The organism is Caballeronia sp. M1242, from assembly GCF_017220215.1.
Classification (GTDB): Bacteria; Pseudomonadota; Gammaproteobacteria; order Burkholderiales; family Burkholderiaceae; genus Caballeronia.
Genome location: NZ_CP071132.1, coordinates 264,919 through 285,382, shown reverse-complemented (window position 1 = coordinate 285,382; position 20,464 = coordinate 264,919). Strand labels below are relative to the sequence as shown.

The following is a 20,464-nucleotide window of genomic DNA, read 5'->3' as shown; positions in this document are numbered from 1 at the left end:
CGCGTCGACGCGCGGCACAGGTTCTAAAGAAGAAGCGAGGCGAGCGGCTCGATCACTTTCTCGTACGCCGCTTCGAGTGAGTCCAGGCAGTCGCTGCATGAGTCCGGACGCGAACGCATGCGTGCCCGCGCGAGCCGGAACTGCATTACCATCGCTTCGCTGGCAATGGCCTGTGCGTTGCTCCGAATGTCCTCTGGAATGGTTACGCCATTCTCACTCAACCAGGTCATATATTTCGACAGCAATTCGAAGTTCGAACCTAGCTGGCGCATGACGTTGAACGTGTACAGATGGTAATAGGCGACGTCGCGTTCGAGGAGTCTCTGCAAATGCTCGGGGAATTCAGTGCGCCATTGCGTGATGGGATTCGCGCCCGGCCGATCTACGAGACGCAGCTTGAGTAGTTCGAGCGAACGTTGCACCAATGCTTGTCCCTCGAGCGGCGGCCTCGCGCGCTTGACGAATTCGACGTACGGAAATAACGCAAGCACATCGCTCGCGAGATCCGGCATCAATCGAAAGACGCCGTCATAGTCCTCGCCCGATAGCGCGAAATAGCCCGCGTTATGAAAATACGTGAGGCGTTTTGCTTGGGCGTCGATCGAGTCGATCGCGATAGTCGTCTTCGAGTGCGTCTGACGATAAGCGGTGGCGCGCGTATCGGGCAGATAGTGCGCGTCGACTTCGGCGACCACTACATGCCCGCGTTTGGTCTGCTCGCAGACGTGTGCTTCGAGCGTATCGTAAATGGCGAGCTCTTGCGCTTGCAGGCCGTAAAGCCTGCCGATATCGTCGAGAGAGAATTTTGGAAACGTGAACTGGTCTCCCTCGAACGCTTGCGTCACCGTGAAGCCGAGCGCCGCGTGCGGATCACAGCCGAAGTGATGCAATAGCTCGATCCACAAATCGACATAGCAATTGGTTTCGAGCCAGACGCGCTCGCCGCGATGCAATGCATGGCGGCTTGCTTCGTCGTCCGCGCCAGTCAACGCTTCTGCAGGCGAGCGCGCGTTCATGCGTCTCGACCCATGTTGGCAAGGCCATTGGAGATGATCGGCGCTGCATCTCCCCAAAGCAATTCACGCACGGGCGCAGGCCATGCCTTGACATCGAGACCGTGATGGCGGAACAGGGCCAGCGTGGTGCGCTCCATGCCGAAGCCGACGCATGCCGTATGCGCGACGGCGTCGTCTGCCTGACGGATGTTCCACAACTCGCCGAAGTGTTCCATGTGATAGTTGAACGACAGGCATGCGGTCGGACGGTCTGGCGTCGCGACAGGAACGAGCAGTTCGAACTTCAATTGCTGCGCGCGCTGGCTATCCGCGACGATCTTGCCGCCGCGCCCGAAGAAAGGATCGTTGGCGAGATCGATTTCGAACGGCAACTGCAAGAGATTCACGAGCAGCGAGCCACGTTCGATCCATTTCTGGCGGAATGCCATGACCTGTTCCGGACTGCCGACGCGAATATATTCGCGCATGCGGAACATTTGCATGCGGCCCGGATCGATGGACGGCTCATGACGGAAGCAGTAGGAGAATGCGTCGAACGTCGCGCCGTCCTTCGCGAGGTTTCCGCGTTTGGCAACGAGCGGATAGATTGGATAGCAGGCGGCCGGGGTGAGTACGAGGCGAGTGGGTTTCTGCTGGTCCATCCATTCGTCGGAGCGTTCCTCCTCTTCGCCGATATGAACGATTTTTTCGAGCGCTTCCAGCAGGCGATGATGCCCGCGATCGCTGCCCTGGAACGAATGAATCGTACCGGCGAGATTCGGGAAGCTCTTCAGATACTCACTGTCTTCAAAGTCGCGGCGGCGCATGGCGGGCGGAAAACGCAGTACTTCTGCGTGCTGGTCCGCGCCCAGCAACGTAATCGCCTGATTCAGTCGTTCGACGATATCTTCGAAAATCGCACTGCGGCCATAGAGTCCGTCTTCGCCGGTATCGATGAGAATGCCCGCTTCGATCAGGCGGTCCCGCAACGTGACGTCCGACTTGTCGTAGTGTGTTTGCGTCGCGTTCGATTGGGTTTGCGCGGTTGCTTCGGCCGGCACGAGCGCGGCTTGTTCCGTCGGCATGTTCATGGTTAAAGGTCCCCGGTTGCGGCGCGCTGCGCGAGCAGCAGATTCGCCGTGTTCAATTCAATGCGGTCGTTGCTGATCATGAGCGGCGCGGAATGCAGGTCGCGCAAGTGCCGCCCCACGCTAAAAGGCGTGTCGTTTTTATAGCCGGCCATTCCACAGATCATCAGCGTCTCTTGCACCACATGCACCGCCGATTGTGAAATCGAGAGCTTGAGCATGTTGAGGTCCGATGCAAGGCCGATGGATGCGGTGAGCGGCGCATCGATGTCGTCTGCATGGCTTGCCTGACGTATCACACGTTCTCGCTGCGATGCTTCCACCGCCGCGAGCGATTCACGCAGGCGCGCCTGCATCATGCGAATGAGCGTGACGGCCTGTGCGAGCCGCGACGCCGACGGCGGCAACGCACCCGGCTTTCCACGCGCCTGATTGCGAAAGAATTGATGCGCGCGATTCACTGCATCCGCTGCAATGCCGATCCATACCGACGACCACAGCGTATGCGATACAGGCAGCATGCTTTCGTCGGCGATCTTTGAAAACGGTACGGGGAGAATCTGCTCTGCAGTCCCGCTTGCGACGAGCCGATGGCCCTCGCTGCATGTGCCGCGCATGCCGAGCGTGTCCCATGTGCCGCGCTGTTCGAGCGTACAGGTCTCGCGCGGCGCGACGATCAGTACCTGATCAGAGGGCGGGGCATCGGGATGACGGCGTGCGGTAACGAGAATGCAGTCGGCGTACTTGCCATATGAGATCGTCGGCGCGAGCTTCTCGATCGTGAACGCGCCATCGACGAGATCGACCGCGCACGCGCTCGTTCGCATATTGCCGCCGATCGTCTCCTCAGAGGTCGCGGAGGCGAGCAGCAATTGCTCGCTCACCATGCGTGTGAGGAAATCGCGCTGCCACTGCACATTCGCGCCGTGATCGACGATGCAGATCACCTGGCTCTGATGCATCGCATAGATCATGGCGGCGGACGCGCAGCCTTGCGCGAGCGTTTCGCACAGGCGAGCGACGCCTGAAAGCGAGAGGCCGTCGCCACCATGAATCACGGGCACCATGGCGGAGAAAAGCCGTTCGTCACGCATCGCGGCGACGGCCTCTGCGGGAAAGCGCGCTTCTTTGTCGACGGCGCTCGCGTGTTTCGCTGCAATCGCGGCGACGCGACGCGCGGCTTCGAGCAACTCAGTCTCGCTACGGGCGCCTGCGCTGCGATCGAGTTCGGCCAATTGCGACGCCTCGGCTTCCTGCGCGGCGGCGTTCATGCTGCCGCCTGCTGACGACGAAGTTCCTCCACGGCGGCCGCGAGCGAATCCACGCTGGAAAAGAGCCGGCGCGTAAGCATGTGGTCCGGGATTTCGACGCCGAACTCATCTTCGATCGCAAGCATCACGTGAACCGTGGCAAGCGAAGAAAGACCGGCGGCATAAAGATCGTCGCTGTCGGAAAGGGTATCGATGGGCACGTCGAGGCGTGCGGATTCGGAAAGGATGCGGCGCAATTCAGTTTTCATTATGTCTGGTCCCTTGTACCTGGCCAACGGTGCGACCGGCCAGTTAGGCGCTCAAGGGCATTCCCCTCAACGAACGCCATTTACGTTATTCAAACCGGGGCGTACGGGCGGCGGTGTATTCGCTCAATGAATGTCATTCGATCCACTGAACCCTCGCACTCGCCATCGAGGTTGTTTGATCGTATTTAACGGATTCCGCGGGGTGTACGTCCGTGCGATGGCGCACGGTGCCTTCGATGAGCGATGTCTTCGTCCTTGCGAAAGCGCTGTCTGTAATCAAACAGAAAGTCAGCGGTCCAAAGGGCGTTGATCAGAAGCATGCTTTGCATACGGGCGAGGGGAACGAGCACGAAACCTGCTCTAGGTCTCTCGGCGGTTCGGAAGGCGGCTCGTCGGCGGGTGTATTTGAACTCGCCACCGGCTCCGTCTTCTATCGCGAATTGCATGATGCGTGCTGCATGCCGCATAAAGAATGCAAAGAATCGACAGAAGCAGGCGCGTGACAATCAACCTCGACAAACGGAGCAAACGAGATGAGAACGAGCAGACTGGCAGGGCTGATCGCGTTGGCGGCCAGCATGGCGCTGGCCTCGGGCAGCGCAATGGCGCAGGCGGGCGGCAATGGCAACGGCGGCTCCGGCGGCGGCAACGCGCACGGGGCTGCGACCGCCGGGCCGACGGTGGGCGGAGACAATACGTCCGCACCGGGAAGCACGCACAAGGGCGGCTTCCATTTCAAGCACAAGAAGAAGGCGAAGCCTGCCGATACGACGCCGCAGTAGCCCCCGGGCCGAGCGCGGCGAGTCAGACCGCCGCGCTTTCGGCGTCGATATCGTCGGTGCCGAGACGCGAGAAGATGTCGCACACGGCACGCATCTCCGCTTCGTCGCGAATGCTGACGATGACTCGCGTCACCGTGCCGAGGCTTTCAGCGTGGCCGGCCACATCGCGATCACGAAAGTCCGGAAGAATGTCGGCGCATGGCGATTCGGCGCCGATCGTGTCGTCCTCGAAATACGGCGCATAACCGGCATGTTCGGCGGTGATCCATTGCGTGGGCGAACTGGCGCTGAGCGCGATCGACATCTGGATCTCCGCGTGGGGCTCCACGCAGGCCACGCGGATACGGTCGCCCGCAATGCCTTCGGCGCGCAGGTCTTCAAGTGCTTCGTCCAGCTTGCGCGGGCCGCAGAACGCCCCGGTTACTTCACGCATCATTGCTCGTCTCCTTGCCGTCCCGTATTGCTGATGCATAGCCCGCCAGATCATAGGAGGGGATGCGGACTGCCGGCCGCCCCGCGATCGCGCTAGTTCGCGCCTTAATGTTGGATGCAATTCACTGCGGCGGCCGAGATCCGCATCTGTCGATAGCTCGCGCGTGCGCGGAAGATGGCGAATCCAACGGATGCGGACATGGGATTCACGAGCCCCGAGAGAAAGCGAACAAGAGATGTGCGGTAGGGTCAGGAGCACATGGCGTTCACTTCATGCAGTACGTGAACTCTACGCCCCAACTTTCGGCATTTCAATGCGTAGTTTCAGACATCCATTACCGTCGTAACGATTGCACTTTGCATACAAGCGCGGCGGCAGAGGGCGCATGGCTGGTGTGCAATAGTCATCGTACAAGCGGGTCTGCGCCCTATAATGGGCCATTGGCCTTTCTACGACCGGTTCACTCATGTCTCCTGCACTCGCGCCTGGCGCGCTTCGCCGTTCCCGCAATCTCACCGAGGAGGTCGTCGCCGAACTGTCCGAGCGGATTCGCAGCGGGGCGCTTCAGCCCGGCGACAAGCTGCCCACTGAATCCGAGATCATGGCGCAGCTCGGCGTGAGCCGCACCGTCGTGCGCGAGTCGATTTCGCGGCTGCAGGCGGCGCGGCTCGTGCAGACGCGGCATGGCATCGGCACGTTCGTGCTGGAGGCGGGCGACCATGACCGATTCCAGATTGAAGCCGCCGGCGACCTGACCATCCGCGACGTGATGGCGATCCTCGAACTGCGCATCAGTCTCGAAGCGGAGGCCGCAGGGCTGGCGGCGATGCGCCGCACAGACGAGAACCTAGCGCAGATGCGTCGCGCGCTGGATGAGTTCGAACGGCACATCGCTTCCGGCACGGAAAACGCCGTTGCAGCGGACGTCGCATTCCATCTCGAACTGGCGAAGGCAACCGGCAACCGCTACTTCCACAGCATCCTGAGCCAGCTCGGCAATACGATCATTCCGCGCACGCGAGTGAATTCGGCCGCGCTCGCGCACAATGATCCGGGCAGTTACCTCGACCGCGTGAATCGCGAGCACGAGGATATCTACGATGCAATCGAGCGCCGCGATCCGGAGGCGGCGCGCGCCGCGATGCGCATGCACCTCTCGAACAGCCGCGAGCGGCTGCGGCGTGCGCAAGAGGTGTCGGCGAAGACTTCAGACGCCGGCTGACACCGAGTACTCCGGCTTTCCTGTCTGTAAGGCGAGACTCTTGCTGTTCGCGTTTTGCATGCTGCATGCCGCATGCATGCGTCTGCATGCAAAAAGCAAAGTATCGACCGAACCTTATCGAAAGGAGAAGCACGGATGCACTGGATCGACCCTGACTGCTTGCCGCAAACGCGCGGTACGGTCACGCGATTTCTGCTCAATCCCCACGGCGAGCTCGACGGATTCATTCTGGACGACTCGCGGCAAATTCATTTCCCGCCGCATCTGTCGAAGCAATTGGCGCGCAACGTGAAGATCGGCGATGCCGTCACGGTGCGCGGCATCAAGCTGCGTGGCGCGGACATGATCGCGGCCGTCGCCGTCATGACGAAGGCGGGCCGCACTATCCTCGACGAAGGCCCGGACTCGGACGGCAAGCATCATCCGCCCGAAGTCGAAATGCGCCAGATGGAAGCGTCGGGCGAAGTGCTGATCGCGCTCCACGGTCCGAAAGGCGAGCTGCGCGGCGCCCTGCTGGACGACGGCACGTCGCTGCGCATGCCGCCGCACGCGGCCGAGGCGCTGTCGGACTATCTGACGCCGGGCGCCCACGTGCATGCGTGGGGATATGGCGTGAAGAACCGGCTCGGCCGGACCATCGAAGTCGACGAGATCGCTCATCTGGTCGACGAAAACGCCGGGGAATAAGCGCCTGGGCGCGATGCGTCAGCGCGCTTCGAGTTCGTCGAACTGGATCTCGCCGCCCTTCATGACCAACGGTATCCGCTCGCCCTGTCCCAGCATGCAGGAAATGTCTTCGAGCGGATTGCCGTCCACCACGATCATGTCGGCCCACGCGCCCGGCGCGATGCAACCGAGCTTCCCGGGCAGGCCGAGCACTTCGGCGGCCGTCGTCGTGGCGGCCGCGAGCGCCGCCGCATTGCCGAGCACGTCGGATCGAATGCGAAATTCATCGCTTTGCAGCCGCTGCGAAGGTCCGAGCAAGTCCGAGCCGAACCCCATCTTCACGCCTGCCTCGCGATAGATTTCGAGCGATCGCAGACCCGCCTCGCGCACATCCTCGATCTTCGCGACGCTTTCCTCGCCGAGACCGTACTGCGCGCCCTCCGACGCCAGCGCTTCGTAGGTGACGAGCGTCGGCACCACGTAGGCGCCGTGTTCGGCCATCAGCTTCGCGGTGGGCGCATCGATCAGGTTGCCGTGCTCGATCGTGCGCACGCCCCAGCGCACGACTCGCGCGATGGCATCCGCCGTGTACGCGTGCGCCATCACATACGTATTGCGGGCGCGCGCTTCCTCGACGATGGCACGCACTTCGTCCTCCGCATAGCCGTATGCGCCGACAGGATCGGTAGGCGATGCCACGCCGCCCGACGCCATGATCTTCAGATGATCGGCGCCCATCTGCAATTCCTCGCGCGCCGCGCGGCGCACCTCGTCCACGCCGTCCGCGACGCGCGCGAGCGCGCCCACGCGCACGCAGCATCCGCACGGCGCGCTGTCGCCCATATAGTCGGACCGGGCGCGCATATCGCCGTGGCCGCCGGTCTGGCTGAGCGCGCGTCCGGCAACGAAAAGGCGCGGTCCCACGGCCAGGCCACTTTCGACCGCGAGTTTGTGCGGGTGGCCCGCGCCGCCGGCATCGCGCACGGTGGTGAAGCCGCGCCGCAACATGCCGCGCATGATCGGCACTGAGCGCAGCGTGACGAGCACATTGGGCATATGGACCTGCTGCGACAGATTCAATTGCACGGCCACGACATGCACGTGCAGGTCGATGAGCCCCGGCATCAACGTCTTGCCCTTGAGATCGATGACGCGCGATGACGCGCTCTTCAGCGGCTTGTCCGATATCTCCTTGACGACGCCGTTCTCGACGAGGACGTGATGCGCGTCGAGCACTTCGGCTCTCGCGGGATCGAGCAGGGCGGCGTTCTGGAAAAGGATGCTTTGCACGGGTGAGTCTCCGGGGAAAACTTGCATTCGGCGTTATGTATTCAATCGAATGTATTCAATACTTGGCGGCGTGCGTGACCGATGCCACGTCTTCCGCCTCGCCCGCTGCAATGTCTTCGAGCGAGCGTCCTCGCGTCGGCACGCCCATCACCACGACCGCCAGCGCGCCGAGCAGCAGCACGACGGTCGTCGCGCCGAACACGCCCGCGAAGCCGGAGATGGGATACAGATAGCCGACGAGAATCGGCGAGACGATTGCGCCGATCCGGCCGATGGCCGACGCCGTGCCCGCGCCGGTCGTCCGCACGGCGGTCGGAAAGACTTCGGCCGTGTATGCATAGACGCCGGCATACGTGCCGTTCATGAAGAACGACAGGCAGATGCCCGCCAGCATGATCTCGCCGTTGGTGCTCGCGAACGCCATGCCGAGCGCGCAGGCACCGCCGCACAGCATGTACGAGGCGATCGTCGCTTGCCGGCCGATGCGTTCGTTCAACCATGCCGCCGTGAAGTAGCCCGGCACTTGCGCGACGTACATCGCGAGCGAATAACCGAAGCTGCGCGTGATGCTCATGCCGTGCTGTACCAGCAGGCCGGGAATCCATGTGAAGAACGCGTAATAGCTGAACGTGATGGAGAGCCACATCAGCCAGGTCTTGACCGTGATGCGCGCCTGCCGTCCTGCCCACAGCGCGCGGAAGTTCGCGACGAGCGTGCCGGTGGGCGCGGGCGGCGCGCCGGTCGGACCGACGGCTGCGGCAGCCGGTAGCGCGATGCCTTGCCGCGCGAAATCCGCTTCGATGTCGGCGAGCACGCGGTCGGCGTCGTCGTGACGCTTGCGGCTTTCGAGCCAGCGCGGCGACTCGGGCAGCGAGCGGCGCCACCACAAGAGCATGACCACGGGAAGCGCCGTGATGAAGAGCACGGTGCGCCAGCCCGAGGGAAACGCCGGAACGACGAAATAGCCGAGCAGCGCGGCCGCGACGAAGCCGAACGAAAAGAAGCCGGCGAGCGCGCCCGTGAAGACGCCGCGATAGCGTTTCGCGACGAACTCCGCGAGATATGGCGCGATGATCGCGCTTTCCGCGCCCGTGCCCATGCCAGCGACGATGCGCGAGGCGAGGAACGTGGGCCACGAATCGGTCATCGCGCTGACGACAGACGCGACGCTGTAGAGCAGTAGCGCATACATCATCACCTTGCGCCGGCCGATCGAATCGCCGAGCGTGCCCGCGAACAGCGCGCCGAAAAAGTAGCCGATAAAGTTGCCGCTGCCGAGGACGCCTGTCTGCACGCTGGTCAGCGCCCAGTCGTGCCGCAGCACCGGGAGCACGAACGCGACCGCTGCGGCGTCCATGGCATCGAAGGCATAGCCGAAGCCGCCCATCATCAAGAGGCGCCAATGAAAGCGTCCGAAAGGAAGACGTTCGATGCGCGCGGATACATTCGACACAGGGCTCTCCAGGCAGGCGACGATCCGCTCATTCTAGGGCGCGTGCATCTTCAACCATATTTATAATCGTGATCCCATCCATTGACGGACTGAATGGTTCATGAGCTTCCGTACGCTTGACCTGAATTTGCTGAAAGTATTCGAAGCATTGATGACCGAAGGCGCGGTCACGCGGGCAGCCACCAAGCTGTCGCTCACGCAGCCGGCCGTCAGCAACGCGCTCGGCCGGTTGCGCGAGGCCTTCGGCGACCCGCTCTTCGTGCGCCACGGCGCGGGCGTCGCGCCGACTCAGCGCGCGATGGCGTTGTGGGGGCCCATCGGGGAGTCGCTCGCCCGCATCCGCGGCGCGCTCGACGAGCAGACCTTCCTTCCATCGCTCGCCGACGTGAACTTCAGCCTGTCGATGTCCGACTACGTCGCGGGCATCGTCATGCCGCGACTCATCACGCGCTTCGGTAAGACTGCGCCCGGCGTGCGTTTTCATACGGTGCCAAACATCCTGCTCGATGCGCCCGCGCTGCTGGAGGGCAATCGCGTGGATTATCTGATCGGCGTCTATGTGAACGAAACGCTGCCGCCGGCGCATATTCGCTCGCGTTCGCTGTGGACCGTGGATTATGGATGCATCATGCGGCGCGATCACCCGCTCGCCGAAGCGGGCAGGCTGACGACGCGACGCTTTCTGAACGCGCGTCACGTCGATGTCAGCCTCGCGGGGCAGACGCAGCCCACGTTCGATACCTTTCTCGCGTCACGCGGACTGCGGCGCAATCTCGTCGCGACGGTGAACCATTACACCGTGGCGTGCGACATGATCCGCGCGAGCGATCTGATCGGCGTACTGCCGAGCGATCTGTGCGAAAGGGCGGCGGCAAGCGGCGAACTGGTCAGCGTGCGCGCGCCGCTGGAGGCGCCGGATCGCGTCATCAGCCTCTTCTGGCATCAGCGCAACGAAACGCTGCCGGCGCACCGTTGGCTGCGCGAGCAACTGGTCGATATGTTCGCCGCGCCGCAACTGGCGGCGCCCGCAAGCGGCGGCCGGCGCAAGACATCGGCGAGACGAAACGGGCGGACTTCCGCACGCCCGGTCGCCTGATGTCTTTGGTCTTTTGCATGCATTGTTCATTATTGCCAGCCAGTCAATTCGTTTCCGGCCGCTTTATCGTCATGCGGGAGATGTCTACATTGGCGACGTGGCGCTTCGACGCGGTGAGCCGAACGCCGACTCCATCTTCATGGTATTCAATATTCCAAGGAAACGATCATGAGCAAGCTCGCAGGCAAAGTGGCTGTCGTCACGGGTGCATCGAAGGGTATCGGCGCTGGCATCGCGAAGGCGCTCGCGGCGGAAGGCGCATCGGTGGTGGTGAACTACGCAAGCAGCCGGAATGGCGCGGACGCGGTCGTGGCCGATATCGTCGCGGCTAACGGAAAGGCCATCGCTGTCGGTGGCGACGTGTCGAATGCAGCGGACGCCAAAGGCGTCGTGAATGCGGCGGTGGAAACCTATGGCCGCCTCGATATCGTCGTAAACAACTCGGGCATCTATGAGTTCTCGCCCATCGAGGAGATCACCGAAGAGCATTTCCATAAGCAGTTCAATGTGAACGTGCTGGGCGTGCTACTCGTGACGCAGGCCGCTTCGAAGCATCTGGGCGAAGGCGCGAGCATCATCAACGTGAGCTCGGTCGTGAGCCGCATCACGCCGCCCGCGAGCGCGGTCTATAGCGGCACCAAAGGCGCCGTCGATGCAATCACGGGCGTGCTGGCGCGCGAACTCGGCGCGAGGAAGATTCGCGTGAACTCGATCAATCCCGGCATGGTCGCGACCGAAGGCACGCACACCGCAGGCATCATCGGCTCGGAGATGGAAACGGGCATCGTCGCTCAGACGCCGCTCGGCCGGCTGGGGAATCCGGACGATATCGCGTCAGTCGCGGTGTTCCTCGCATCGGACGAAGCGCGCTGGCTGACGGGCGAGAGCATCATCGCGAGCGGCGGGCTGCGCTAACACGGCGTCTCGCGCTTCTCCACAGGGAGCAGCGAATCGGCGGCGCAGCGAGCCTTGCGATGCATCGGGCGCCGCCTCAAGTGGCTACTCAGACACGCTGTCCCGAGGATCGGGCACACGCACGAAGCCTTCGAACAGCACGCGCGCGCTGCGGCTCATGATGGCCTTCTTGACTGACCATTCACCGTTCGCTTCGACCGCTTCCGCGCCGACGCGCAACGTCCCGGACGGATGACCGAAGCGCACCGACTGACGCGCGCCACCGCCCGCCGCGAGATTGACGAGCGTGCCGGGAATCGCGGCGGCCGTGCCGATGGCGACAGCGGCGGTGCCCATCATCGCGTGATGTAGCTTGCCCATCGACAACGCACGCACGAGGACATCGATATCTTCCGCGCCGATGCGCTTGCCGCTCGACGCAACGTACTCCGCCGGACGCGCGACGAACGCGATCTTGGGCGTGTGCTGGCGTTGGGCAATCTCATCGAGGCTCTTGATCAGCCCCATGCGCAGCGCGCCGTAGGCGCGAATGGTTTCGAAACGCGTCAATGCCGCGTTGTCGCCGTTGATCGCGTCCTGAAGCTCGGTGCCCTTATAGCCGATGTCTTCTGCATTCACGAAGATGGTCGGGATGCCCGCGTTGATCATCGTTGCCTTGAAGGTGCCGATGCCTGGCACTTCGAGATCATCGACGATATTGCCTGTGGGGAACATTGCGCCTTGCGCGCCTTCTTCCTCCGCTGCGGGATCGACGAATTCGAGTTGTATTTCTGCGGCCGGAAACGTCACGCCGTCCAGTTCGAAGTCGCCCGTTTCCTGCACGGCGCCCTTCGTGATCGGCACATGCGCGATGATCGTCTTGCCGATGTTCGCCTGCCAGATACGCACGATCGCGATGCCGTTGTCCGGCACGCGCTCAGCATCGATAAGGCCGCTCGTGATGGCAAACGGTCCGACTGCCGCCGAGAGATTGCCGCAGTTGCCGCTCCAGTCGACGAACGGCTTGTCGATCGACACTTGCCCGAACAGATAGTCGACATCGTGATCGGGCCGTGTGCTCTTCGAGACGATGACGGTCTTGCTCGTGCTCGACGTCGCGCCGCCCATGCCGTCGATCTGCTTGCCGTACGGGTCGGGGCTGCCGATCACGCGCAACAGCAGCGCATCGCGCGCGGGTCCCGCCACGCGCGCCGCTTCGGGCAGATCGTTCAGGCGAAAGAAAACGCCCTTGCTGGTGCCGCCGCGCATGTAGGTCGCGGCGATCTTGATCTGAGGTGCGTAAGCCATGTGATTCCTTTGTTGGATGCAGCGTGCGCGATCAGGCCGCTGCCTTCGCCGATTCGAGGAAGTCCTGAGCGAAGCGTTGCAACACGCCGCCGGCTTCGTAGATCGAGACTTCTTCCGCGGTATCGAGGCGGCACGTCACCGGCACTTCCACGCGCTCGCCATTCGTGCGATGAATGACGAGCGTGAGATCCGCGCGCGGCGTGCGCTCGCCGATCACGTCATAGGTTTCGGTGCCGTCTATGCCGAACGTCTGCCGATTCATGCCCGGCTTGAATTCGAGCGGCAACACGCCCATGCCGATCAAGTTCGTGCGATGAATGCGCTCGAAGCCTTCGGCGACGATCGCCTCGACGCCCGCGAGCCTCACGCCCTTCGCGGCCCAGTCGCGCGACGAGCCTTGCCCGTAATCCGCACCCGCGATGATGATGAGCGGCTGCTTGCGTTCCATATACGTTTCGATGGCTTCCCACATGCGCGTCACCTTGCCTTCAGGTTCGATGCGAGCAAGCGAGCCTTTCTTTACTTCGCCATTCACAACTGCCATCTCGTTGATGAGCGTGGGGTTCGCAAACGTCGCGCGCAACGCCGTCAGATGATCGCCGCGATGCGTCGCGTATGAATTGAAGTCCTCTTCGGGCAAGCCCATTTTTGCGAGGTATTCACCGGCCGCGCTCGTTGCGAGGATCGCATTGGACGGCGAGAGATGGTCCGTCGTGATGTTGTCGCCGAGCACCGCGAGCGGGCGCATGCCTTTGAGCGTTCGTTCGCCTGCGAGCGCGCCTTCCCAATACGGCGGACGGCGAATATAGGTGCTTTGCGGGCGCCAGTCATAGAGCGAGCTGATTGACTCATTGCTCGCGGCGTTCAGCGCGAACATCGGCTCGTAGATCTTGCGGAACTGCTCGGGCTTCACGCTCTGTCTGACGATATCGTCGATCTCTTCATCGCTCGGCCAGATGTCCTTCAGATAGACAGGCTGCCCGTTCTTGCCGATACCGAGCGCATCGCGTTCGATATCGACGCGTATGGTCCCCGCAATGGCATACGCGACGACGAGCGGCGGCGACGCGAGAAACGCCTGCTTCGCATACGGATGAATACGTCCGTCGAAATTGCGATTGCCGGAGAGCACGGCGGTGGCGTACAGATCGCGATCGACGATCTCTTGCTGAATGACGGGATCGAGCGCGCCGGACATGCCGTTGCACGTCGTGCATGCGAACGCGACGATGCCGAAACCGAGTTGTTCGAGTTCGGGCAACAGGCCGGCTTTGTGCAGATACAGTTCGACCACTTTCGAACCGGGCGCGAGCGATGACTTCACCCACGGCTTGCGCGTGAGCCCTTGCGCATTCGCATTGCGCGCGAGCAGCGCTGCTGCAATCACGTTGCGTGGATTGCTCGTGTTCGTGCAGCTCGTGATCGCCGCGATGATGACCGCGCCGTCCGGCATCTGTCCGGGCGTGTTCTCCCATTCACGCGCGATGCCACGCGCCGCGAGCTCGGAAACGGGCAAGCGTCGATGCGGATTCGACGGACCCGCCATGTTGCGCACGACGGTGGAGAGATCGAAGCGCAGCACGCGTTCATATTGCGCATGCGCGAGCGAATCGGCCCACAGGCCAGTGGTTTTTGCATAGTGCTCGACGAGACTCACTTGCTTCTCGTCGCGGCCGGTCAGGCGCAGATAGTCGATCGTGCGCTCGTCGATATAGAACATCGCCGCCGTCGCGCCGTATTCGGGCGCCATGTTCGAGATTGTCGCGCGGTCGCCGAGCGTGAGGCTCGATGCGCCTTCGCCATAGAACTCGAGGTATGCGCCGACCACTTTCTCCTTGCGAAGGAACTCGGTGAGCGCGAGCACGATATCGGTGGCCGTGATGCCCGGCTGGCGCATGCCGCTCAACTCGACGCCGACGATATCCGGCAGCCGCATCCACGACGCGCGGCCGAGCATGACATTCTCGGCTTCGAGGCCGCCCACGCCGATAGCGATGACGCCGAGCGCATCGACGTGAGGCGTGTGACTGTCGGTGCCCACGAGCGTATCCGGATAGGCGAGGCCATCGACCGCGTGAATCACAGGCGACATCCGCTCCAGATTGATCTGATGCATGATTCCGTTGCCCGGCGGAATCACTTCAACATTTTTGAATGCCTTCTTGGTCCAGTTAATGAAATCGAAGCGATCCTCGTTGCGCCGGTCTTCGATAGCGCGGTTCTTCGCGAAGGCGTCCGGATCGAAGCCGCCGCATTCCACTGCGAGCGAATGATCGACAATCAACTGCACGGGCACCACGGGATTCACTTGCGCGGGATCGCCGCCCTGGTCCGCGATGGCATCGCGCAGGCCCGCGAGATCGACGAGCGCCGTCTGCCCGAGAATGTCGTGACAGACGACGCGCGCGGGAAACCACGGAAAATCGCGTTCGCGCTTTCTTTCGATGAGTTGCATCAGCGATGCATCGAGGATCGCCGGGTCGCAGCGGCGAACCAGATTCTCGGCGAGCACGCGCGACGTGTAGGGCAGCGTGTCATACGCGCCCGGCGCGAGGGCTTCGACGGCTGCACGCGCATCGAAGTAGTCGAGCGAGAGGCCGGGGAGGGGTTTGCGGTTTGCGCTATTCATTGCGGTGTCTCGGTCATTGCATGGTCTTTGACATGCCACGCTCGAAGGGTCATGCAAAAGGGCGACCCTTCATTCGAAGATTCGGGCTATTGTAGGCGCCGCGAGCGCCCGACTCGGTGACGGCATCACCGAATCGAGCGCCGGGCTGAGACGGGGCGTTCAGCGAAGCATCACGAACGCTTTGCCAGCGGCACGAATTCGAGGTTCTCCGGTCCCGTGTAATTCGCGCTTGGCCGGATGATCTTGTTGTCGATGCGTTGCTCGATGATGTGCGCGCTCCAGCCCGACGTACGCGAGATGACGAACAGCGGCGTGAACATCGCGGTCGGCACGCCCATCATGTGATACGACACCGCGCTGAACCAATCGAGATTCGGGAACATCTTCTTCGCGTCCCACATCACCGTTTCCAGGCGTTCCGCGATATCGAAGAGCTTGGTATTGCCCGCTTCTTTCGACAGCGACTTCGCCACTTCCTTGATGACCTTGTTGCGCGGATCGGAGATCGTATAAACCGGATGCCCGAAGCCGATCACGACTTCCTTGTTCTCGACGCGACGCTTGATGTCGGCTTCCGCTTCGTCGGGCGTCTCGTAGCGCGATTGAATTTCGAATGCGACTTCGTTCGCGCCGCCGTGCTTCGGACCGCGCAGCGCGCCGATTGCGCCGGTAATCGCCGAATACATGTCCGAGCCCGTGCCTGCAATCACGCGGCTCGTGAACGTCGACGCGTTGAACTCGTGTTCGGCATACAAATTGAGCGACACGTGCATCGCCTGCACCCACGACTGCGACGGCTCCACGCCGTGCAGCAGATGCAAAAAGTGGCCGCCGATGGAGTCGTCATCGGTTTCGACTTCGATACGCTTGCCGTTGTGCGAATAGTGATACCAGTAGAGCAACATCGAGCCGAGAGAGGCCATCAGCTTGTCGGCGATATCTCTCGCGCCCGCGATGTTGTGGTCCTCTTTCTCCGGCAGAATCGTGCCGAGCACGGAGACGCCGGTGCGCATCACGTCCATCGGATGCGCGGAGGCCGGGATCCATTCGAGCGCGGCTTTCAGGTTCGCGGGCAAGCCGCGCAGCGCCTTCAGCTTCGTCTTGTACGCCTTCAGTTCGGCGACGTTCGGCAGCTTGCCATGCACGAGCAGATACGCGATCTCTTCGAACTCGGACGTGGTCGCCACGTCCAGAATGTCGTAGCCGCGATAGTGCAGATCGTTGCCGGTCTTGCCGACGGTGCACAAAGCGGTATTGCCCGCTGTCACGCCCGACAGCGCGACGGATTTCTTTGGCTTGAATGCGCCTGCGGTTGCAGTGCTGTTATCGGCTTCGCTCATCGTGTTCGTCTCCTTCCAAAGGGTTATTTCTTCGCAGCAAAGAGCTGGTCGAGTTTATCTTCGTAGGCGTGATAGCCCAGGTATTTATAAAGGTCGGCACGCGTCTGCATGGTTTCGACTGCGGCCTTTTGTGTGCCATCGCGCTTCACGGTCTCATAGAAGTTGAGCGCGGCGGCGTTCATCGCGCGATACGCGCCGCAGCAGTACAGCGCGATATCGACATTCGCTTCCTTCAGTTCGTCGACGGTAAAGAACGGCGTCGAGCCGAACTCGGTCAGATTCGCGAGAATCGGCACTTGCACGGCTGCCTTGAATCGGCGGTACTCATCGAGCGTCTTCATCGCTTCGGGGAAGATCATATCCGCGCCCGCTTCGACATACGCCACCGCGCGTTCGATCGCCGCATCGATGCCTTCGGCGGCTGCCGCGTCGGTGCGCGCCATGATGACGAACGCGTCGTCGGTACGCGCATCGACCGCGGCCTTCAGGCGATCCACCATTTCGCCGGTCGGCACGACTTCCTTGCCCGGCCGATGACCGCAGCGCTTTTGCCCGACCTGATCTTCGATATGCACCGCCGCCACGCCCGCCTTGATGAAGGAGCGGATGGTCCGCGCAATGTTGAAGGCGCCGCCCCAACCGGTATCGATGTCGACCAGGAGCGGCAGCGACGACGCGTCGGTGATGCGGCGGGCATCGATCAGCACGTCTTCCATCGTGCTGATGCCGAGATCCGGCATGCCGAGCGAGTTGGCGGCCACGCCGCCGCCCGACATATAAAGCGCTTTGAAGCCGACCGCTTCTGCCATCTTCGCGGCGTAAGCGGTGATCGCGCCGACGACCTGCAATGGCGATTCTTCCTCCACTGCGCGGCGAAATCGCGCCCCTGCGCTGCTTGGCATTTGGCATTCAGAATTCACGTTCGTCTCCTGCTAAGGGTGCGCCTTAAGAGCAACTAGCTTGCCAAGGCGTTCTGAGCGCGTAAGCCATTGATTTTTCGGAACGGGTCCGAGTCATTCACGCACGTCAGTTTCAACCTTGGAATCGACTATTTCAATAACGAAATCGTCGTGCATACTGCATGCTTCACCCCGGCATACAAAACACCATGCAAACCGAAACCACGTCTCGTCCTCGCATCTGGGCGGTGGGGATCAGCCGGCTGAGGGCCTTGTTCATCGATCTCGCGCGCGCTTATGAGGATCGGGCCGAGCTCGAAGTCGTGCCGCTGGCCTATGAAGATGCCGCGCGCAGCATCGAATCCGCGCGCGATGGGCGACCGGATGTCGTCGTGGCGGGCGGCTCCAACGGCGCTTATCTCAAGAGCCGAGTGTCGGTGCCGGTGGTCGTCATCAGCCCGACCGGCTTCGACGTGACGCACGCGCTGACGAAGGCGCGACGCGAGGGCGCGAGCGTCGCGCTCGTCACGCACGGCGAGACGCCCGGTGAGATTCGCCGCTTCCTGGCCGCCTACAGCATCGAGGTAATCTGCGAGTCGTACCGGTCGGCGCAGGATGCGGAGAGCCTCGTGCTGGACCTGCGCGACCGAGGCGTCGACGTGGTAGTCGGTCCGGGGCTCGTCGCGGACCTGGCGGCCGAAGCGGGCATGAATTCCGTGTTCCTGTATTCGCGCACGTCCGTCGTCGCGGCGTTCGAGACCGCGCTCGAAGTCGCGCAGGCGATGCGCGGCGAGGCCGCCCGCCGTAATCGCCTGGACAATCTGTTGCAGCATCTTCGCGATGGCGTCGTCGCGGTCGATGCAGAAGGGCGCATCGAAGCGATGAATCGTCAACTGGCCGCCGCGCTTGGCATTTTGGATGCATCCCGCGTGGTCGGCCGGGCGCTGTTGGATGTCGCGCCAGACCTGCAAGGCGTGTTGCCGGCTGCCGACGGCGACGTGTTCGGCACAGTACGCGGCGTGAGCTACGCGATTCATCGCGGACCGCTCGCGAGCGGCGGCGCATCGGACGGCACCATCTTCACGTTTCAGGAATCGCGAGCGGTCGAGCGCCTCGACCGAAGCCTCCGGTCGCGACGAGGCGCGCAGGAATTCGTCGCGCGCTATCGGCTGGAGGACGTCGTCGGCGAGTCGGAAGCCATCGAGCGGGTCAGGGCGCTCGTGCGCCGCTACGCGAAGTCCGATGCAACCGTGTTGATTCTCGGCGAAAGCGGCACGGGCAAGGAAATGGTCGCGCAAAGCATGCATCGCCTGAGCCGTCGCAAAGACTTCCCGTTCGTCGCGATGAACTGCGGCGCGTTTCCCGAGGCGCTGCTGGAAAGCGAACTGTTCGGCTACGAGGAAGGTGCGTTCACGGGCGCGCGCAAGGGCGGCAAGGCGGGCCTTATCGAGGCGGCGCATCGCGGAACGCTGTTCCTCGACGAAATCGGCGAGATGCCGCCCTCGCTGCAAAGCCGCTTGCTACGGGTGCTGCAAGAGAGAGAGGTCATGCGTCTCGGATCGACGGAACCGACGCGCGTCGACATCCGCGTGATCGCGGCGACGCATCGCACGCTCGTCGAAGGCGTCGCGGATGGCTCGTTTCGCGCCGACCTTTTCTATCGCATCAATATTCTGAGCCTGGCGTTGCCGCCGTTGCGCGCGCGCGCCTCGGATATTGTGCCGTTGGCCATCGACCTGTTGATGCAGGCGGCGCGGCGCGACAAGGCGCTGGCGCAGCGCGTACGCAGCCGCGAAGCGGCGGCGCGTGTTTTCGCGCCGCTCGAACGGGCGTTGACGCGTCACGCGTGGCCCGGCAACGTCCGCGAGTTGCAGAACATCGTGGAACGGATTGCCGTAGAGATATCCGACATGCCGCTCGACGAGGATCGCTCCGTCGCGTTGACGCTCGACGATCTGCAAGTGATCGCGCCCGAGCTGTTCCCCGCGCAAGTCGAGGCTGCGGCGAATCCGTCGCTTCGCGACATGAGCCGCTCCGTCGAAGCGGATCAGATCCGCGCAACGCTCGCTGCGTTCAATGGCGATCGCGACGCGGTCTGCAAGGCGCTCGGCATCAGCAAGACGACGCTGTGGCGCAGGCTCAATGCGAAGCGGTGAAGCGCGGGAGCACCGCGCACGTCGGAATTGTCAGTGACCGGCATCGCGATCGCGAAGCAATCCGCGAATGAACCACACCGGCCGAATCGATACCGGCTGCGCGTCCGGATCGAGCGCGAGGCGAACGAAATAGACCGCGTACGCAGGCACTTCGCGCCAGCTCGAATACACATCCATCGCCCGAAAGCGACGCGGATAGGCGCCCAGCACCACGCGAGCGCCCGCCTTTTCGAACGCAAGCCGCGCTCGCGGCAGGTGGTAGTACTGCGTGATGAGCATGACGCGATGCATGCCGCGCTCACGCATGAAGGCCGTCGCGTTTCGAGCCGAGGCGAGCGTGTTGTCGCCTCGATTGTCGAGCACGATGTCGCCGTCCGCGACGCCGCGCTCGCGCAGCCACGCGCGCATCGCCTGAGCTTCGTCGAGACCGGGTCCGTCGATACTGCCGCTCACGAAAAGCACCGGACATTGCCCCGCGCGGTGACATTGCAATGCCGCTTCGAGGCGCGGCCGCAGAATGGAGGCGGGCGTCCCGTTCCGGTTGAGAGCATTGCCGAACACGACCGCCACATCCGCGCTTTCCTGCGGCATGGCGAGCCCGCTCACGCAAATGCACACGGCCGCCAGCATCCAGCAGCCCAGTACCGCGACGCTGATGCACCCAGCCCATCGAACGAGCCTCGATAACGTCACA

General features: G+C 62.8%; 19 protein-coding genes. 7 read left to right on the top strand and 12 right to left on the bottom strand.

Features of this window, described 5'->3' with window-relative positions; genetic code table 11:
• Window positions 1–23 precede the first annotated feature (23 nt).
• Genes JYK05_RS24800 through JYK05_RS24785 form a run of 4 tightly spaced genes read right to left on the bottom strand, consistent with a single transcriptional unit; the run spans window position 24 to window position 3,602 of the window.
• On the bottom strand, window positions 24–1,016 hold the full coding sequence (locus JYK05_RS24800; protein ID WP_175946133.1) for a DUF1839 family protein: 993 nt from the start codon (window positions 1,014–1,016) through the stop codon (window positions 24–26).
• Window positions 1,013–2,086 (bottom strand): amino acid--[acyl-carrier-protein] ligase, encoded by a 1,074-nt coding sequence (locus JYK05_RS24795; protein WP_175946135.1) that lies wholly within the window; start codon window positions 2,084–2,086, stop codon window positions 1,013–1,015. The genes JYK05_RS24800 and JYK05_RS24795 overlap by 4 nt, the downstream gene beginning before the upstream one ends.
• 2 nt (window positions 2,087–2,088) lie before the next feature.
• Entirely contained in the window at window positions 2,089–3,354 is a 1,266-nt protein-coding gene (locus tag JYK05_RS24790; RefSeq protein WP_175946137.1) for an acyl-CoA dehydrogenase family protein, read from the bottom strand.
• Complete coding sequence (locus JYK05_RS24785) at window positions 3,351–3,602, bottom strand: acyl carrier protein (RefSeq protein ID WP_206470911.1); 252 nt, start codon at window positions 3,600–3,602, stop codon at window positions 3,351–3,353. The genes JYK05_RS24790 and JYK05_RS24785 overlap by 4 nt, the downstream gene beginning before the upstream one ends.
• A gap of 236 nt (window positions 3,603–3,838) precedes the next feature.
• On the opposite strand from JYK05_RS24785, the gene JYK05_RS24780 reads away from it, so the two are divergent.
• Both JYK05_RS24780 and JYK05_RS24775 read left to right on the top strand, forming a co-directional pair.
• On the top strand, window positions 3,839–4,105 hold the full coding sequence (locus JYK05_RS24780; protein ID WP_175946139.1) for a hypothetical protein: 267 nt from the start codon (window positions 3,839–3,841) through the stop codon (window positions 4,103–4,105).
• A 30-nt stretch (window positions 4,106–4,135) separates the two neighbouring features.
• On the top strand, window positions 4,136–4,384 hold the full coding sequence (locus JYK05_RS24775; protein WP_241270145.1) for a hypothetical protein: 249 nt from the start codon (window positions 4,136–4,138) through the stop codon (window positions 4,382–4,384).
• 22 nt (window positions 4,385–4,406) lie between these two features.
• Here the strand turns inward: JYK05_RS24775 and JYK05_RS24770 are convergent, their stop codons facing one another.
• A complete protein-coding gene (locus JYK05_RS24770; protein WP_175946141.1) occupies window positions 4,407–4,820 on the bottom strand; it encodes a hypothetical protein in 414 nt (137 codons plus the stop codon).
• 463 nt (window positions 4,821–5,283) lie between these two features.
• Here JYK05_RS24770 and JYK05_RS24765 point away from each other — a divergent pair, with 463 nt between their 5' ends.
• The gene (locus JYK05_RS24765; RefSeq protein WP_175946143.1) at window positions 5,284–6,039 is read left to right on the top strand and encodes a FadR/GntR family transcriptional regulator; all 756 of its coding nucleotides are present in this window, start codon (window positions 5,284–5,286) and stop codon (window positions 6,037–6,039) included.
• Window positions 6,040–6,174: 135 nt separating this feature from the next.
• On the top strand, window positions 6,175–6,726 hold the full coding sequence (locus JYK05_RS24760) for a hypothetical protein (protein WP_175946145.1): 552 nt from the start codon (window positions 6,175–6,177) through the stop codon (window positions 6,724–6,726).
• An 18-nt stretch (window positions 6,727–6,744) separates the two neighbouring features.
• Here the strand turns inward: JYK05_RS24760 and JYK05_RS24755 are convergent, their stop codons facing one another.
• Window positions 6,745–7,995, bottom strand: a complete 1,251-nt coding sequence (locus JYK05_RS24755; protein WP_175946147.1) for an amidohydrolase family protein — start codon at window positions 7,993–7,995, stop codon at window positions 6,745–6,747.
• A 55-nt stretch (window positions 7,996–8,050) separates the two neighbouring features.
• Window positions 8,051–9,448 carry an MFS transporter gene (locus JYK05_RS24750; RefSeq protein ID WP_206470894.1) on the bottom strand — a complete coding sequence of 466 codons (1,398 nt, stop codon included), beginning with the start codon at window positions 9,446–9,448 and terminating at the stop codon, window positions 8,051–8,053.
• 100 nt (window positions 9,449–9,548) lie between these two features.
• Between JYK05_RS24750 and JYK05_RS24745 the strand changes: the two genes are divergently transcribed.
• Window positions 9,549–10,544: a LysR family transcriptional regulator gene (locus JYK05_RS24745; RefSeq protein WP_206470893.1), complete on the top strand. Its 996-nt coding sequence runs from the start codon at window positions 9,549–9,551 to the stop codon at window positions 10,542–10,544.
• A 168-nt stretch (window positions 10,545–10,712) separates the two neighbouring features.
• Window positions 10,713–11,459, top strand: coding sequence for a glucose 1-dehydrogenase (locus tag JYK05_RS24740; RefSeq protein ID WP_206470892.1), 747 nt, complete (start codon window positions 10,713–10,715; stop codon window positions 11,457–11,459).
• Window positions 11,460–11,543: 84 nt separating this feature from the next.
• Here JYK05_RS24740 and prpF read toward each other — a convergent pair whose 3' ends face one another.
• From prpF to prpB, 4 genes are all read right to left on the bottom strand, one after another.
• Window positions 11,544–12,746: a 2-methylaconitate cis-trans isomerase PrpF gene (gene prpF, locus JYK05_RS24735; protein ID WP_206470891.1), complete on the bottom strand. Its 1,203-nt coding sequence runs from the start codon at window positions 12,744–12,746 to the stop codon at window positions 11,544–11,546.
• A 31-nt stretch (window positions 12,747–12,777) separates the two neighbouring features.
• Window positions 12,778–15,375: a Fe/S-dependent 2-methylisocitrate dehydratase AcnD gene (gene acnD / locus JYK05_RS24730; RefSeq protein ID WP_206470890.1), complete on the bottom strand. Its 2,598-nt coding sequence runs from the start codon at window positions 15,373–15,375 to the stop codon at window positions 12,778–12,780.
• Between the two features lie 170 nt (window positions 15,376–15,545).
• Window positions 15,546–16,715, bottom strand: coding sequence for a 2-methylcitrate synthase (gene prpC, locus JYK05_RS24725; RefSeq protein ID WP_206470889.1), 1,170 nt, complete (start codon window positions 16,713–16,715; stop codon window positions 15,546–15,548).
• A 23-nt stretch (window positions 16,716–16,738) separates the two neighbouring features.
• Window positions 16,739–17,617, bottom strand: coding sequence for a methylisocitrate lyase (gene prpB, locus JYK05_RS24720; protein ID WP_371826489.1), 879 nt, complete (start codon window positions 17,615–17,617; stop codon window positions 16,739–16,741).
• 206 nt (window positions 17,618–17,823) lie between these two features.
• Here prpB and prpR point away from each other — a divergent pair, with 206 nt between their 5' ends.
• Window positions 17,824–19,770: a propionate catabolism operon regulatory protein PrpR gene (gene prpR / locus JYK05_RS24715; RefSeq protein ID WP_206470887.1), complete on the top strand. Its 1,947-nt coding sequence runs from the start codon at window positions 17,824–17,826 to the stop codon at window positions 19,768–19,770.
• Window positions 19,771–19,800: 30 nt separating this feature from the next.
• Here the strand turns inward: prpR and JYK05_RS24710 are convergent, their stop codons facing one another.
• The gene (locus tag JYK05_RS24710) at window positions 19,801–20,463 is read right to left on the bottom strand and encodes a YdcF family protein (protein ID WP_241270144.1); all 663 of its coding nucleotides are present in this window, start codon (window positions 20,461–20,463) and stop codon (window positions 19,801–19,803) included.
• Window position 20,464: the final 1 nt, after the last annotated feature.

Bases quoted from the DNA above. Each gene is read 5' to 3' on its own strand.
- JYK05_RS24800 (WP_175946133.1), bottom strand. From the start codon at position 1,016: ATGAACGCGCGCTCGCCTGCAGAAGCGTTGACTGGCGCGGACGACGAA.
- JYK05_RS24795 (WP_175946135.1), bottom strand. From the start codon at position 2,086: ATGAACATGCCGACGGAACAAGCCGCGCTCGTGCCGGCCGAAGCAACC.
- JYK05_RS24790 (WP_175946137.1), bottom strand. From the start codon at position 3,354: ATGAACGCCGCCGCGCAGGAAGCCGAGGCGTCGCAATTGGCCGAACTC.
- JYK05_RS24785 (WP_206470911.1), bottom strand. From the start codon at position 3,602: ATGAAAACTGAATTGCGCCGCATCCTTTCCGAATCCGCACGCCTCGAC.
- JYK05_RS24780 (WP_175946139.1), top strand. From the start codon at position 3,839: ATGAGCGATGTCTTCGTCCTTGCGAAAGCGCTGTCTGTAATCAAACAG.
- JYK05_RS24775 (WP_241270145.1), top strand. From the start codon at position 4,136: ATGAGAACGAGCAGACTGGCAGGGCTGATCGCGTTGGCGGCCAGCATG.
- JYK05_RS24770 (WP_175946141.1), bottom strand. From the start codon at position 4,820: ATGATGCGTGAAGTAACCGGGGCGTTCTGCGGCCCGCGCAAGCTGGAC.
- JYK05_RS24765 (WP_175946143.1), top strand. From the start codon at position 5,284: ATGTCTCCTGCACTCGCGCCTGGCGCGCTTCGCCGTTCCCGCAATCTC.
- JYK05_RS24760 (WP_175946145.1), top strand. From the start codon at position 6,175: ATGCACTGGATCGACCCTGACTGCTTGCCGCAAACGCGCGGTACGGTC.
- JYK05_RS24745 (WP_206470893.1), top strand. From the start codon at position 9,549: ATGAGCTTCCGTACGCTTGACCTGAATTTGCTGAAAGTATTCGAAGCA.
- JYK05_RS24740 (WP_206470892.1), top strand. From the start codon at position 10,713: ATGAGCAAGCTCGCAGGCAAAGTGGCTGTCGTCACGGGTGCATCGAAG.
- prpF (WP_206470891.1), bottom strand. From the start codon at position 12,746: ATGGCTTACGCACCTCAGATCAAGATCGCCGCGACCTACATGCGCGGC.
- acnD (WP_206470890.1), bottom strand. From the start codon at position 15,375: ATGAATAGCGCAAACCGCAAACCCCTCCCCGGCCTCTCGCTCGACTAC.
- prpC (WP_206470889.1), bottom strand. From the start codon at position 16,715: ATGAGCGAAGCCGATAACAGCACTGCAACCGCAGGCGCATTCAAGCCA.
- prpB (WP_371826489.1), bottom strand. From the start codon at position 17,617: ATGCCAAGCAGCGCAGGGGCGCGATTTCGCCGCGCAGTGGAGGAAGAA.
- prpR (WP_206470887.1), top strand. From the start codon at position 17,824: ATGCAAACCGAAACCACGTCTCGTCCTCGCATCTGGGCGGTGGGGATC.